The 12,320-nt window shown below is 43.8% G+C and carries 17 protein-coding genes; 10 read left to right on the top strand and 7 right to left on the bottom strand.

The annotated features are described in order from the left end of the window. Positions 1 to 10: 10 nt before the first annotated feature. The gene (locus AZI85_RS01445) at positions 11 to 898 is read right to left on the bottom strand and encodes a LysR family transcriptional regulator (protein ID WP_063242400.1); all 888 of its coding nucleotides are present in this window, start codon (positions 896 to 898) and stop codon (positions 11 to 13) included. Positions 899 to 997: 99 nt separating this feature from the next. On the opposite strand from AZI85_RS01445, the gene AZI85_RS01440 reads away from it, so the two are divergent. Next, the gene (locus AZI85_RS01440; RefSeq protein WP_063242399.1) at positions 998 to 1,873 is read left to right on the top strand and encodes an SDR family oxidoreductase; all 876 of its coding nucleotides are present in this window, start codon (positions 998 to 1,000) and stop codon (positions 1,871 to 1,873) included. Here AZI85_RS01440 and AZI85_RS01435 read toward each other — a convergent pair. Continuing rightward, positions 1,866 to 2,489 carry a TetR/AcrR family transcriptional regulator gene (locus AZI85_RS01435; protein WP_063242398.1) on the bottom strand — a complete coding sequence of 208 codons (624 nt, stop codon included), beginning with the start codon at positions 2,487 to 2,489 and terminating at the stop codon, positions 1,866 to 1,868. The two genes, AZI85_RS01440 and AZI85_RS01435, sit on opposite strands and share 8 nt — an antisense overlap. Before the next feature lie 88 nt (positions 2,490 to 2,577). On the opposite strand from AZI85_RS01435, the gene AZI85_RS01430 reads away from it, so the two are divergent. The 3 genes from AZI85_RS01430 to AZI85_RS01420 all read left to right on the top strand — a co-directional run bounded on the left by AZI85_RS01430 (position 2,578) and on the right by AZI85_RS01420 (position 4,259). After that, a complete protein-coding gene (locus AZI85_RS01430; RefSeq protein ID WP_063242397.1) occupies positions 2,578 to 3,111 on the top strand; it encodes an SRPBCC family protein in 534 nt (177 codons plus the stop codon). Positions 3,112 to 3,123: 12 nt separating this feature from the next. Then, positions 3,124 to 3,582, top strand: coding sequence for a GyrI-like domain-containing protein (locus AZI85_RS01425; protein ID WP_063242396.1), 459 nt, complete (start codon positions 3,124 to 3,126; stop codon positions 3,580 to 3,582). A 191-nt stretch (positions 3,583 to 3,773) separates the two neighbouring features. Further along, positions 3,774 to 4,259, top strand: coding sequence for a PPC domain-containing DNA-binding protein (locus tag AZI85_RS01420; RefSeq protein WP_216635842.1), 486 nt, complete (start codon positions 3,774 to 3,776; stop codon positions 4,257 to 4,259). Positions 4,260 to 4,292: 33 nt separating this feature from the next. On the opposite strand, the gene AZI85_RS01415 is transcribed toward AZI85_RS01420, so the two are convergent. The 3 genes from AZI85_RS01415 to AZI85_RS17490 are packed head-to-tail and all read right to left on the bottom strand — an operon-like array spanning position 4,293 to position 5,672. Continuing rightward, on the bottom strand, positions 4,293 to 4,775 hold the full coding sequence (locus tag AZI85_RS01415; protein ID WP_063242395.1) for an SRPBCC family protein: 483 nt from the start codon (positions 4,773 to 4,775) through the stop codon (positions 4,293 to 4,295). Between the two features lie 10 nt (positions 4,776 to 4,785). Then, complete coding sequence (locus AZI85_RS01410) at positions 4,786 to 5,181, bottom strand: VOC family protein (RefSeq protein WP_063242394.1); 396 nt, start codon at positions 5,179 to 5,181, stop codon at positions 4,786 to 4,788. Then, complete coding sequence (locus AZI85_RS17490) at positions 5,160 to 5,672, bottom strand: SRPBCC family protein (protein WP_081110874.1); 513 nt, start codon at positions 5,670 to 5,672, stop codon at positions 5,160 to 5,162. The genes AZI85_RS01410 and AZI85_RS17490 overlap by 22 nt, the downstream gene beginning before the upstream one ends. A 155-nt stretch (positions 5,673 to 5,827) precedes the next feature. Between AZI85_RS17490 and AZI85_RS01400 the strand changes: the two genes are divergently transcribed. Both AZI85_RS01400 and AZI85_RS01395 read left to right on the top strand, forming a co-directional pair. Beyond that, positions 5,828 to 6,421 carry a TetR/AcrR family transcriptional regulator gene (locus AZI85_RS01400; RefSeq protein ID WP_063242392.1) on the top strand — a complete coding sequence of 198 codons (594 nt, stop codon included), beginning with the start codon at positions 5,828 to 5,830 and terminating at the stop codon, positions 6,419 to 6,421. Positions 6,422 to 6,444: 23 nt separating this feature from the next. Continuing rightward, complete coding sequence (locus AZI85_RS01395) at positions 6,445 to 6,843, top strand: DoxX family membrane protein (protein ID WP_063242391.1); 399 nt, start codon at positions 6,445 to 6,447, stop codon at positions 6,841 to 6,843. Positions 6,844 to 6,876: 33 nt separating this feature from the next. Here AZI85_RS01395 and AZI85_RS01390 read toward each other — a convergent pair whose 3' ends face one another. Together AZI85_RS01390 and AZI85_RS01385 are read right to left on the bottom strand one after the other, a co-directional pair. Further along, positions 6,877 to 7,638 (bottom strand): ABC transporter permease, encoded by a 762-nt coding sequence (locus AZI85_RS01390; protein ID WP_063242390.1) that lies wholly within the window; start codon positions 7,636 to 7,638, stop codon positions 6,877 to 6,879. Then, complete coding sequence (locus AZI85_RS01385) at positions 7,635 to 8,561, bottom strand: ABC transporter ATP-binding protein (RefSeq protein WP_063242389.1); 927 nt, start codon at positions 8,559 to 8,561, stop codon at positions 7,635 to 7,637. The genes AZI85_RS01390 and AZI85_RS01385 overlap by 4 nt, the downstream gene beginning before the upstream one ends. Before the next feature lie 122 nt (positions 8,562 to 8,683). On the opposite strand from AZI85_RS01385, the gene AZI85_RS01380 reads away from it, so the two are divergent. The 4 genes from AZI85_RS01380 (at position 8,684) to AZI85_RS01365 (ending at position 12,294) form a co-directional block, all read left to right on the top strand. After that, positions 8,684 to 10,555, top strand: coding sequence for an OPT family oligopeptide transporter (locus tag AZI85_RS01380; protein ID WP_081110873.1), 1,872 nt, complete (start codon positions 8,684 to 8,686; stop codon positions 10,553 to 10,555). Positions 10,556 to 10,564: 9 nt separating this feature from the next. Then, complete coding sequence (locus tag AZI85_RS01375; RefSeq protein WP_253720777.1) at positions 10,565 to 10,930, top strand: MGMT family protein; 366 nt, start codon at positions 10,565 to 10,567, stop codon at positions 10,928 to 10,930. A gap of 138 nt (positions 10,931 to 11,068) precedes the next feature. Beyond that, positions 11,069 to 11,851 (top strand): hypothetical protein, encoded by a 783-nt coding sequence (locus AZI85_RS01370; RefSeq protein ID WP_063242388.1) that lies wholly within the window; start codon positions 11,069 to 11,071, stop codon positions 11,849 to 11,851. A gap of 2 nt (positions 11,852 to 11,853) precedes the next feature. Further along, positions 11,854 to 12,294 (top strand): hypothetical protein, encoded by a 441-nt coding sequence (locus AZI85_RS01365; RefSeq protein WP_063242387.1) that lies wholly within the window; start codon positions 11,854 to 11,856, stop codon positions 12,292 to 12,294. The last annotated feature ends 26 nt before the right edge of the window (positions 12,295 to 12,320 follow it).

Here is a 12,320-nt window from a genome sequence, read left to right as displayed (position 1 = left end):
TTGCAACCTATCATAGATCTTTGCGCTCTGCACGGGTTTGCAAAGCGTGTTCAATGAAAGTTTGGACCTTTAAAGAAACAAAGCGTTGAGGAGGATAGACGAAATAAAAGTTCGCGGCACCCCATCTCCATCCCGGTAGGACGCGCACGATTTTACCCGCCTTTTCTTCCTTGTCCGCCAATGTGCCGGGAAGAGTGCCGATACCATCTCCACCCAACACAAAAGCCTTCATTGTTTCCATGTCGTCGACGAAAATTCGGCTGGGCATAACGAGCTTTTCAGCGTCTTTGTCGCTCATAGTTTTGAATAGCCGGGGGCTGGAAGAAAACTTAATGAATTGGTGTTTCTTAAGATCTTTCACGGCTTTTGGTATGCCGTTCTTTTTTAAATAAGCCGGAGAGGCCCACAGTCCCAATTCATCATTATAAAACTTCTTCGCTATCAGAGTGGAGTCCTCCAAATTGCCGGTGCGGAGTGCGAGGTCTATTCCTTCGCCGATTAGATCCACTACGCGAGTTGTAAGAATAAGCTCCACCTTCATTTGGGGATATTTTTTCAAATAACCGCGAATAAGATCCGGCATCAATGAGTGCCCAAGATCCGCGACCGTAGTGATTTTTAAAAGTCCTTGAGGTTCTGCCTTAATCGCAGTGAGTTCACTTTCGCCCGCTTCTACTTCCTCCAAAGCTTTTACGCATCTGGAGAAAAACTTGCTACCGGCCTGAGTTAGATTGAGTTTGCGGGTGGTGCGCTGAAGTAAAGTGACACCCAGTCGCCGCTCTAACTGGGCGACTTTTCCACTGACAGTCGTCGTCGGCATATTTAATAACTTCGCCGCTGCGGTGAAGCTTCCTGCTTGAACTACTTTTACGAAAACGTCTATTCCATCTAAGTTCATTCCCACATTATACGGATATCCGCATAATATTTCCAGATTTTACTGTCTAATTGTGCCCGCGAAGATAGTTCATACTGAAGGTGTCAAAAGGAGATAAATATGAACTCAGGAAAACTTATTCTTACAGGCGCTTCCGGAAATTTAGGTCAATTGACTTTAAAAGCTCTTTTAAAGCGGGTGCCAGGAAATCGCATCATCGTCACTACGCGAACGCCTGATAAATTGAAGGATCTGGTCCAACAAGGGGTGGATGTGCGTTTTGCAGACTTTGATGATGTGAACTCGCTAGAGTCGGCTTTTAAAGGCGGGTCCCGCTTATTATTGATTAGTACAGATCGTATTGGAGATCGTATCAAGGCTCACAAAAATGCAGTCAATGCAGCCAAGAAAGCCGGAGTGAAGCATATTCTTTATACATCTCTTCCTCAGGCAGAAGTCAGTCCTTCCGTGGTAGCTCCAGATCATTATGCGACAGAAGTAGCGATTAAAGAAAGTGGACTGACCTATACATTCCTTCGCAACAATCTGTATATGGATAACCTGCTATTGTCTTTAAAAAGTGCGGTGGCGATGGGTACTTTATACGGCTCTGCCGGCGCCGGTAAAATCGCTTACGTCAGTCGTGCAGATTGTGCCGAAGCCGCGGCGGGGGCACTGGCGGAGGAGATCTATGAAAATAAAATCATCGATATCACAGGTTCCGAAGCTGTTAGTTATGAGGATCTTGTGAAACTTTTGAGCGAGGTCTTAGGTAAAACGATTCGTTATCAAGATCTTTCAGATTCAGAATTTGCGGGAGCTCTTATCAAATCCGGACTTCCAGAAGCTTGGGCGCAAGTTTTTATGACCTTTGATGCTTCCGCAAGAAAGGGAAGTCTTCAATCCGTAACGACAGCAGTGAAAGATTTTGCGCACAAAGAGCCTGTTCTTTTAAGACAGTTTCTAAGTGAAAATCGCTCAGCCCTGCTTAATTAGAAATAGTTTGAAAGTATCTTTTTAAGGAATCAAATAAGGCGTCAAAGGCTTTCGGATCATGAAGGCCTTTGAGCATTCCGTAAAAGCCTTCATGAGTCATCACAATGAAATGGGCGACGTGACGAGTGTTGACGTCATTTTTTAGATAGCCTTCTTTCTTAGCTCTTTTGATATGAGATTCCATCTCATCAATCCACAAAGTTAACGAAGCCTCTAAGCGGTCACGAAAACCAGCATCGACAGGAGCCATCTCTTGTACCAAATTATTCAAAGGACAGCCCAATCGCAACTCGTCGGGTGAAGCTTTGCCAATCAAAGTTTTCATCTGCTTCAAAATTCCTTCTAAAGGATTTTCGTAGCTCTCTAAAGGTTTAATCCACCTGTCGATGATCATAGGCTTAATAACTTCATCAACAAGGGCGTAGCCCAATTCCAACTTAGTGGGGAACTGATGATAGAAGGCCCCTTTTGTCAGGGAAGTTTGATTAACAATATCGTCAATACTGACACCTTGAAACCCGCGGGCGAAAACCAAGGGAAAAGCGGCCTCCAGGATCTCTTTTCGAGATTTTTCAAGATTTCTTGTCTTTTTTGGGGCTGCGGTCTTCTTTTTCATAAAGAAAAGTCTAACAAAGTTCGATACTATTTACAACATACTATTTGGTATGTTAAGCTGAATTCACATTTAACTTATGAGGTTCTATATGTTGAAAGCCGCAGGTTTAGCAGTTCTGGTTCTTTTGGTGGCGTTTCTTGGTTATGTTTCCACACGAGAGGGGAAATTCAAATACGTTCGTAGCGATTTGATTCAGGCTCCCAAGGATAAAATCTATCCGTATATCAGTGATTTAAAGTTGGGGGCCCAGTGGTCTCCTTATGAAAAAGCGGATCCTACGATGAAAAAGTCGTTTTCGGGACCAGAGGCCGGCGTCGGCGCTACCATGAGTTTTGAAGGAAATGATCAATCCGGTTCCGGAAAAATTGAAATTGTGAAACTGACTCCTCAAGAAACAGTGGAACTCAAATTAACGATGATAAAACCTATGCACGCCGAAAACCTAGTCACTTACACGTTGACCTCCGAAGGGGATGCGACTCGATTCACCTGGTCTATGGAAGGTGACGGCGGGTTTATGGGAAAGCTCGTCCATGTTTTTATCGATGTTGAAAAAATGGTCGGTGATCAGTTCGTTCAAGGTATTCAAAATTTAAAAGCACTTGTTGAAGCGAAAAACTAGAAAGAGGCAATTATGAAAGTGACAGACAAAGCAGAAATCATTCAATGGCCGGTAACACACTATGTTTACATAGAAAAAATCGGACCTTTTCAAGAGACAGCACCCAAAGCGTGGCAAGAGTTGCACGCCGGCTTGGCTGGAATTGCTAATGATATGAAGCTTAAGGGGTTTATGAGTCTTTATAAGGTGCAGCCTCAAATGCTTTACTGTGCGGGAGTCGCCGTGCAAGAGAAACCAGAAAAACTGCCTGACGGTTTTAAGTACATGCGATTTGAAGGCGGTAAATACTCTCGTTACACGATGACGGGATCTTATGCCAATCTGCCTGAGGCCTGCGGGATGATCTTTAGCTCTTTTGAAAAGTCGGCGGCCCCTATGCGCGATGACTTCTTCATTGAAAATTACGTGAATGATCCCAAAACGACTCCGGAAGAGCAGCTTGTGACCGAAATACTAATTCCTACGAAATAAGCTGTTTTCCTACAAAATAAAATCATGTTTCTAGATGCCGCCTCTGACTGACACTATTCTTAGCGAAATTGTCATAAGGAGGCGGTTGTGCGTCTATTTTGCAGTCTTTCAATTTTCTTTCTTTCCACGCAACACTTGGCGCTTTGTCTGCCGCCGTCCCAAGAGCGATCTGCTGAATCAACGGAAGTTCAATGAAGTTTTTCTTATTCGGAATGATGGTGGTAGTTATGTTTGAAATCGCTCAAGCGGATACGACGAAAAGATATATCAAGGTCAGTGGCGGCTACATGATGGTGTTGCGCGAGGGCGATCAAGTATTTAAGCATCTAGAAGAATTAGCGAAGAAAGAAAATATTAAAAGTGCCACGTTCAGCGGTATCGGTTTTGCCAACGTAAAATTTGGATTCTTTGATTTTAAAACGAAAGAGTATGTTCCTAAAGAATTTAAAAAAATCGAACTGGCAAGTTTTAAAGGAAGTATCGCCTGGGAAGAGGGAAAGCCCTCGCTGCATGCGCATGGAGTCGGGGCGGGAGAAAATTTTCAGGCGGTAGCCGGTCACATTCTTGAAGCTACGGTCGACACCGGATCTTTGGAAATCCGGGTGGAACTTATGGATAAAAAGTTGAACCGTAAGATGGATGAGTCGTTAGGAGCAAAGATCTTAGAAATCCCCTAATTAAAAAGCCGCTTCTGCAAGCGGCTTATTTACTTAAATTCCTTTTTTGACCAGTTCGACCAGTTGGTCAACGCAAATACCCCAACCCGTCATAAACCCCATGTCCTCGTGAGTTTTTCTATCCTCTTTATTTTTGTGAACAGCGTGAGCCGTGTACTTTGTTCCTTGAGGATGATCTTCAAGGGTGATGATCGCTGTCATGAAAGATTCACCCGTCGGGCGAAAGCCTTCACTCAATGCGGAAGTAAAGGCCAAACGTTCATTTTCGATAACCTCTAAGACACAGCCTTGACTTGGATACTCTTGTCCCTCGGGGGATTTCATCGTGGTATTAAATGCGCCGCCAGGATAAAGATCTAAGCGAATTTGGGGCGTCGTCCAAGGGCGAGGTGCAAACCATTGTTTCATAAGTTCAGGTGTTGTCCACGCCTTCCAAACAAGATGTCTTGGCACATCGACGACTCGTTCTAAAACTAAATCCAGTTCCGGGTTTACAGGATGCTTCTTTGCTTTCACGTTCTACTCCTTATTTCGCTTGTTCGTAGGATACGACTTCCCAAATATGTCCATCAAGGTCTTCGAAACCATGTTGATACATAAATCCGTGATCTTGCGAAGCGCGGGGAGCAGTTCCTCCGGCTTGCTTTGCTTTAGCCACAAACTCATCCACCTGTTTTCGCGTGTCGGTTGAAAAGCAAACTAAGACTTCCGTGCTATTCTTTGCGTCGACAAGAGGTTTGTTAGTGAAGGTTTTGAAGAAGTCTTCTGCTAAAAGCATCGCATAGATATTTTCACCAATGATTAAACAGGCTCCTTGGTCATTGGTGAAATCCATATTGAATTCAAAACCCAGCTGAGAGAAAAAGTTCATCGATTTCTTTAAATCTTTTACCGGTAAGTTTACATAGATTTGTCTAGCCATTGCTTGCGCCCTTCTTCTTTATTGAGTGTTTTTTCGAATTTATCAAAAGACTGTTCCCAACCTTCTTTGCATTGATCGGCCATTTCGCCGGGGGGAAATCCTTCATGCTTCAACGTCATTTTGGTTTTTCCGTTTACTTCTTCTAGCGTCACGGTGACTAACAACTCTTTTGGAATTCCGGGCATTCCATAGTACTCGGAAGAAACAATGTTCCCGTTTTCATCCGCAAAAGAATCGGTAAAGGCAAGTTTGGTGTGAGGAACTACTTCTTTATAGGTTCCTGTGCCCCAATAAACTTTTTTTTCGGGATCTTGCATGGCAAAGAGGTAAACGCCACCGACTCGGACATCACATTTAGCTGTGGGAGCGGTAAAGGTGTGGGGCCCCCACCATTGTTTGATTCGTTCAGGGACGGTCCAGCTTTTCCAGACATCGTCGCGAGAAGCATCAAATAGGCGAGTGACGATAATAGGTTCTGAATGTGTTTCCATAACAACCTCCAGTTCATTTTTAGTTCTACTGTACTAATTGGTACACTTCAAGTCTAGAATAGAATAAGCCTCGTTTTGGGACGTTTCCATCCTAATTCTTGCCACAAATTCATGTAAATCTTGTACTATATAGAACAGAATGATAGAGGTTTAGTATGGCCGTCAAATCTGACACCCGTTTGCGAATGATTAATGCTGCTTTAGAGTTGTTCCACCGCCAGGGGGTAAATGCTACTAGTATTGATCAAATCTTGGCCCAGTCTGAAACGGGGAAAAGTCAGTTTTCTCATTACTTTCGCAATAAAGATGGACTCATCCATGCTGTTTTACAGTTCCTTCACGAAGTGATTCGTTCGGGTCAAACACCGACGGGCTACAATATCCAAAGCTGGAAAGATCTCGAAAATTGGTTCCAGACTTATATCGATTTTCAAAAAAGTGTGAAATTTGAATGTTCTTGTCCCATTGGCACTATCGGAGCAGATATTTCTAATGAACAAGAGCTTCTTCGTCAGGATGTGCGTCTGTTTTTGGAGTGGAGCCGTGGGCAATTGACTCGTTTTTTTGCCGAAAAGAAAGCGGCCGGGGAGCTGGTCTCATCCGCAAAACCGGAACCACTGGCGGACTTCTGCATTTCGATCATGCAGGGAGGCATGCTTCTTACCAAAATGAAGCGGGAGCCTGACATGTTCGAAAATGCCGCTGCTCAAGCATTAACTTATATAAAATCTTTAAGAACTAAAAAATAACCAAAGAAAGGGTTTAGCACGTTATGAAAAATAAAATCGCTATGGGAGCGCAGATTATTCTGGGTTTGATCTTTTTTGTTTTCGGTCTGAATGGATTCCTTAACTTTATTCCGGCTCCGGCAACTCAGCCGGAAGGTGTGATAAAGTTTTTTGAAGGTGTGATGTCGACATCCTACTTTATGCCAGTTCTAAAAGGGACAGAAACCATCTGTGGCGCTTTGTTGCTTTTGGGATTTGCTTCACCAGCGGCTTTGGTGATTCTGGCGCCGATCACTTTGCAAATTGCTTTGTTTCACGGTTTCTTAACGCCGGGATTTCAAAACTTCATTATGCCATTGGCGATGATTATTCTTCATGTTCTAGCGGCGAGCGCTTATTGGCACTTGTACGCTCCACTATTTAAACGCAACCCGCGCGTCTAAATTAAAAGAGGCAGATAAAATCTGCCTCTTTTTTTATGCCTTGATTTTGTAGCCGGTTCTAAAAATCCACCAAACAACGGTCATGCATATTGCAAAGAACAAAAACGTCAGTCCCAGACTTGCGCCGATACTGACGTCGGCTTTTTCAAAGAAACTCCAGCGAAAACCACTGATAAGGTACACTACAGGGTTGAATAAAGAAACTTTCTGCCAGAATTCTGGCAGCATATCGATAGAATAGAAACTTCCACCCAAAAACGTCAACGGCGTGATAATCATGAGTGGAATCACTTGAAGCTTTTCAAAGCCGTCGGCCCATAAGCCAATAATAAATCCAAAAAGACTGAACGTCACTGACGTAAGAATTAAAAATGCGATCATAACCAACGGATGGGCAATGGTGTAATCCACGAAGATTCTTGAGGTAACTAAAATGATTGTGCCTAGAATAATAGACTTTGTCGCGGCGGCGCCCACATAACCAATGACGATCTCAAAAGCAGAAATAGGCGCAGAAAGAACTTCGTAAATCGTCCCGGTATAGCGGGGAAGGTAAATACCGAAAGAGGCATTCGAAATACTTTCCGTTAATATCGAGAGCATAATCAGACCCGGAACGATAAAGGCGCCATAACTAACGCCGTTCATGTCGTCCATGCGAGAGCCGATCGCCGCTCCAAAAACGATGAAGTAAAGGGACGTGGATAGAACGGGAGAAGCGATACTCTGAAAAAGAGTCCGAAAGAATCTTGCAAGTTCGTGCCAGTAAATAGCGCGGATCGCATAGATATTCATTTTTTGCCTCCAATAAGTTTGACGAAGATTTCTTCCAGTGAGCTTTCGGATGACTTTAGATCTTTAAAATCAATGCCGTAGTTTCCGAGCTTTCTTAATAGCTCAGAAATTCCAGTTTGTTCTGCTTGCGTATCAAATGTGTAGACGAGTTGATTCTTATCTTCAGAAAGTTCCAGATGAGTACCCTTGAACTCAGCGGGAATTTCGGCCAAAGGGCTTTGCAGCTGCAAGGTCAGCTGCTTTTTGCCGAGTTTTTTCATAAGGGTGTGTTTATTCTCGACCAGAATCAGTTCGCCCTTGTTAATGACGCCGATTCGATCCGCCATTTCTTCGGCTTCTTCAATGTAATGGGTCGTAAGAATAATTGTAACACCACTTTCGCGAAGCTTGCGAACCATGGCCCACATATCGTGGCGAAGTTCCACGTCCACGCCTGCGGTAGGTTCGTCTAAAAATAAAATATCAGGTTCATGGGAAAGAGCCTTGGCAATCATAACTCTTCTTTTCATTCCACCTGAAAGAGTCATGATTTTAGAATCTTTTTTATCCCATAAAGAAAGGTCTTTAAGAACCTTTTCCAAGTAGCTTGCGTTTCGAGGTTTTCCAAAAACGCCGCGGCTGAACTCGATTGAGTCCCACACCTTTTCAAACATATCACCTGTAAGCTCTTGGGGAACTAAGCCAATTTTTCCGCGAACTTTGCGATATTCTTTTTGAATATCCAGGCCGTCGACGGTGATAGAGCCTGAAGTGCGATTAACAATGCCGCAAATGATATTGATCAGCGTGGTTTTGCCAGCGCCATTAGGGCCTAGAAGCGCAAAGATTTCTCCACGACGAATTTGCAGTTGAATGTTTTTTAAAGCGCAATGGCCAGAAGAGTACATTTTATTCAGCTCAGAAATATTAATGACGTCCGACATCGTAGTTCCTTCTTTAAATTTGATTGTTTCAGAACTTCTCTCGAGTGGCCATTCTTTTTACCTCTGATAATGATTGTGTCCTGACGCAAAATCTGGTTTTCTATTTTTTGCGGAGGCAATTCATGATTAAGGAACTCAACGAAGAACAGATCCATTCGATGACTTTGGAACAGAAGGACGAGTGGTGGCTTAAGAACGTTTACAAAGGCGACATGCCACAGCTGACACTTCGTTCAGCTTTAACGGGAATGATTCTGGGTGGAGTTCTAAGTCTGACAAATCTCTACATCGGAATTAAAACCGGATGGACTTTGGGCGTCGGTATCTCTTCAGTGATTCTGTCTTTTGCTTTCTTTAAGTTGATGGATAAGTTAAAGCTCGGCACGCATATGTCGATTTTAGAAAACAATGCGATGCAGAGTATCGCAACGAGTGCGGGCTATATGACGGCGCCGATGATGGCTTCGATCCCGGCCTACATGATGGTCACTGGGGAAGTTATTCCAATGTGGCAGACTTTCTGGTGGATCGTTGTTCTAGCAATTCTAGGTGTGTTGTTCGCGTTTCCTTTAAAAAAACGTTTTATCAATGAAGAGCAGATGCCCTTTCCTGAAGGCTACGCAGCGGGCGTTGTCTTAGACAGTCTTCACTCCGAAGACGGTAAACAGGGAATGTTTAAAGCGAAGCTTCTTATGAGTGGCGCGGGAATTTCCGCCCTCATTGAGATCTTAAGGGCGGACGCGATACTGACGGCGATTAAAATGCCATTTCTGGCTCTTCCTCACTATTGGGATGAGTTCGTTTATAAATTTGCGACACCAAAAATCTTAGGCAGTCCTCTTAAAGATCTTACTATCCAGTTTGATACTTCAATTGTGATGATGGGAACCGGCGGTTTGATGAGCATGAAGACAGCAATGTCGATCCTGCTGGGTGGATTTTTAAATTACTTTGTTCTTGCACCGATCATGATTAGTAATGGGGTGATTCCAGAAGCCAAGTTCAAAGCCATCACAATGTGGGCATTGTGGGGTGGGGCTGCGATTATGACAACATCTTCGCTATATTCATTCTTTTCTAAACCACAAATCTTGATTGAAACTTTCCGTAAAGGTTTTGCCAAAAAGAAAGATAAGAAAGCCGACCCATTGGAAAAGATCGAATTGCCCATGTGGATTTTTGCGGTGGGTATTCCTATTGTAGGAGCCATCACCATCTATCTAGGTCATGTGTGGTTTGGAATTCACTATTGGTTAGGTCTGTTGGCGATTCCGCTAGTCTTCGTCTTTACATTGATTGCCGTTACTTCGACAGGGTTAACAGGTATCACTCCTGGTGGAGCTTTGGGTAAGTTGACTCAGATCACATATGGCGTGGCGGCTCCTGGTAATGTGACCACGAATCTAATGACTGCCGGTATCACTTCGGAAGTGTCTTTAAATGCCAGCAATCTTTTGATGGATATTAAACCCGCTTATATGTTGGGCGGGAAACCTCGTCATCAAGCTGTCGGGCATGTTCTGGGAATTTTTGCCGGCGGTCTAGTGGCTGTTCCTGTTTTTTATTCTTTATTCCACGGTGATGTTTCGCTTTTCACTTCGGAAACTTTGCCACTTCCGGGCGCTTCGATCTGGAAAGGTGTCGCCGAAGTTTTAACAAAAGGTCTTAGCAATCTTCATCCTACCGCGCAGCTAGCCGCGGGCATTGGCGCGGTTGCGGGTATTGTCATTGAAATTTTAAATAAGAAAACCAAAGGCCGCTTTCCACTTTCGGGCGTGGGTTTGGGTTTAGGATTCGTTCTTCGTTTCGTGGATGCGTGGTCGATGGCCTTAGGAACATTGTTATTCTGGATCGCAAAAAAGCGTTACAAAGATCAGACCAGCTTTGGCTATCGTGCGTTTGTAGAAAACCAAGAAACATTGGCTGCCGGCGTGATTGCTGGTGGTTCTATCATCGGGATCATTTTGATTCTTTTAGAAAATGCGGTCGGATAGGAAGTTACTTTGGAAGAGCTGAATGAGTTTTCAAAAAATGTGATCAAGCTTATTCAGCAAATCCCTAAGGGAAACGTCGCAACGTATGGACAAATCGCGAAGCTTGCAGGGAAACCTCAAGGTTCGCGGGGAGTGGCTTGGATATTACATTCTTCCTCGAAAGCTTATAAGCTACCTTGGCAAAGAGTGATCAACTCGCAAGGTAAAATATCTTTTCCTGAAGATTCTTCGTTCTTCAAAAAACAAAAATCACTGCTTTTAAAAGAAGGCGTGATTTTCACAGAGAAAAATAAAATTGATCTCAAAAAATTTCAGTGGAAAAAAGAGCCAAAAAAAAGCAAATCAGCTCGTTCACCACGTATGTTTTCAGAGTGAGTCTATTCTGAGAATTCTCGTATAATCCTAGGAAACCTGCGACCACAGCGGTTTTAGCGGGAGCCCTTGGTCCATATATGGTCCAGAGCTAGGCCATCGGGGTTTTAAGTGACAGGCTTGTAACTTAAGACTTAACCAATGCAAAAACACAAGACACTGACAAACAAAATTAAAGGCGGTCTTTCAATTTTATTAATCTCTTCCGCACTTCTAGGTCTAGGATGTGCGCAGGCTTCAGGAGATGGTGAATGGGCATCAGGAGAGCCCGACGACACCTCACAAGGAATCTCAGACGGCGGTGGTAACGATACCGGCTCAGGCACAGTAACTACTCCGACAGAGCCACCTATCGCTGGATTGTATTTTTCTTTTAAACCAGGAACGACACAGCTTGCTTATGGTCCAGGTAAAACTTGGAATGGTTGTGATTCGGCAGCGATTGTTCGCGGCGGTTATGACAGCGATACAAAATGCGGTAACGGAACTATTCATCCGAACTATGCGACTCACTTGAATAAACACTTCTTTGGCTGTGTAGAAACGGCGGCGTTAGCAGCCAACTATCCGCAACCTGAAAGAGTTTTCATTCGTCACTGGGGAACTTATGTGAATCGAAATGCCAGAAACTCTTCGAGTTTAAGTATGCATGCTTATGCGCGCGCCATCGACATCGTCAAATTTCTTATTTACGATAGAACGGGTGGAGTGACTTCAGTAAGTACTCATGTTCGTGACTTTAAAGGTACAACGAAGACGTTTTACAATGCCTTCCGGCAGTGCTGGAAAGACACGATGCCTACAAAGTGTAGACCGGGTCAGCGCGAATACGCGGGGTCCATTGGAATTCCGGGTTCGGCTTTAGGCGGTAATGATCTTCACAATGACCATATCCATCTTTCATTCCCATTGTGTGCGGGGTAACTATGAAAAACTTTAAAAATTTATTAGCTCTTTCGACATTCATCCTTTCAGCAAACGCTTTTGCAGCGAATGATGTTGTCGGTGAAAAAACCGTCACTTTGCCTAATGGAAAAGGTCAGGCTTTGGTTTCTTCGCGTATCGTAGAAGAAAAACTGGGACGACCTTATGCCGTGGAACTCAAAGTCAGCTGTGGAGCCGCAGCTCCGAACTGGCAAACAGTGCAAGTGGCAGATTCAGAATCAGTCTGTGATGTGAAACCGCAGTCAGCAAAATTATCTGACGACGGAAAATACATCACGGTCTTAGTGCGTGAAACTGATGCGGATTCTTTTAACAAGCTTTCTACGATGGCGGATGCCAGACAGTTGGGTGATATGAAGCCGAAATGTCAGAAGGCGGGGAAAGAATTTAAATTCTCGGTTGAACAATATTGTCAGAAGTAAAAAAAAGAATATCCCCGAGACTATCG

Origin of the sequence: Bdellovibrio bacteriovorus (assembly GCF_001592755.1) — a bacterium.
Classification (GTDB): domain Bacteria; phylum Bdellovibrionota; class Bdellovibrionia; order Bdellovibrionales; family Bdellovibrionaceae; genus Bdellovibrio; species Bdellovibrio bacteriovorus_E.
This window is presented reverse-complemented; position numbering and strand designations above follow the sequence as displayed.

Excerpts from the sequence above, each read along its gene's own strand:
- AZI85_RS01445 (WP_063242400.1), bottom strand. The coding sequence starts at position 898 with ATGAACTTAGATGGAATAGACGTTTTCGTAAAAGTAGTTCAAGCAGGA.
- AZI85_RS01440 (WP_063242399.1), top strand. The coding sequence starts at position 998 with ATGAACTCAGGAAAACTTATTCTTACAGGCGCTTCCGGAAATTTAGGT.
- AZI85_RS01435 (WP_063242398.1), bottom strand. The coding sequence starts at position 2,489 with ATGAAAAAGAAGACCGCAGCCCCAAAAAAGACAAGAAATCTTGAAAAA.
- AZI85_RS01430 (WP_063242397.1), top strand. The coding sequence starts at position 2,578 with ATGTTGAAAGCCGCAGGTTTAGCAGTTCTGGTTCTTTTGGTGGCGTTT.
- AZI85_RS01425 (WP_063242396.1), top strand. The coding sequence starts at position 3,124 with ATGAAAGTGACAGACAAAGCAGAAATCATTCAATGGCCGGTAACACAC.
- AZI85_RS01420 (WP_216635842.1), top strand. The coding sequence starts at position 3,774 with ATGAAGTTTTTCTTATTCGGAATGATGGTGGTAGTTATGTTTGAAATC.
- AZI85_RS01410 (WP_063242394.1), bottom strand. The coding sequence starts at position 5,181 with ATGGCTAGACAAATCTATGTAAACTTACCGGTAAAAGATTTAAAGAAA.
- AZI85_RS17490 (WP_081110874.1), bottom strand. The coding sequence starts at position 5,672 with ATGGAAACACATTCAGAACCTATTATCGTCACTCGCCTATTTGATGCT.
- AZI85_RS01400 (WP_063242392.1), top strand. The coding sequence starts at position 5,828 with ATGGCCGTCAAATCTGACACCCGTTTGCGAATGATTAATGCTGCTTTA.
- AZI85_RS01395 (WP_063242391.1), top strand. The coding sequence starts at position 6,445 with ATGAAAAATAAAATCGCTATGGGAGCGCAGATTATTCTGGGTTTGATC.
- AZI85_RS01390 (WP_063242390.1), bottom strand. The coding sequence starts at position 7,638 with ATGAATATCTATGCGATCCGCGCTATTTACTGGCACGAACTTGCAAGA.
- AZI85_RS01385 (WP_063242389.1), bottom strand. The coding sequence starts at position 8,561 with ATGTCGGACGTCATTAATATTTCTGAGCTGAATAAAATGTACTCTTCT.
- AZI85_RS01380 (WP_081110873.1), top strand. The coding sequence starts at position 8,684 with ATGATTAAGGAACTCAACGAAGAACAGATCCATTCGATGACTTTGGAA.
- AZI85_RS01370 (WP_063242388.1), top strand. The coding sequence starts at position 11,069 with ATGCAAAAACACAAGACACTGACAAACAAAATTAAAGGCGGTCTTTCA.
- AZI85_RS01365 (WP_063242387.1), top strand. The coding sequence starts at position 11,854 with ATGAAAAACTTTAAAAATTTATTAGCTCTTTCGACATTCATCCTTTCA.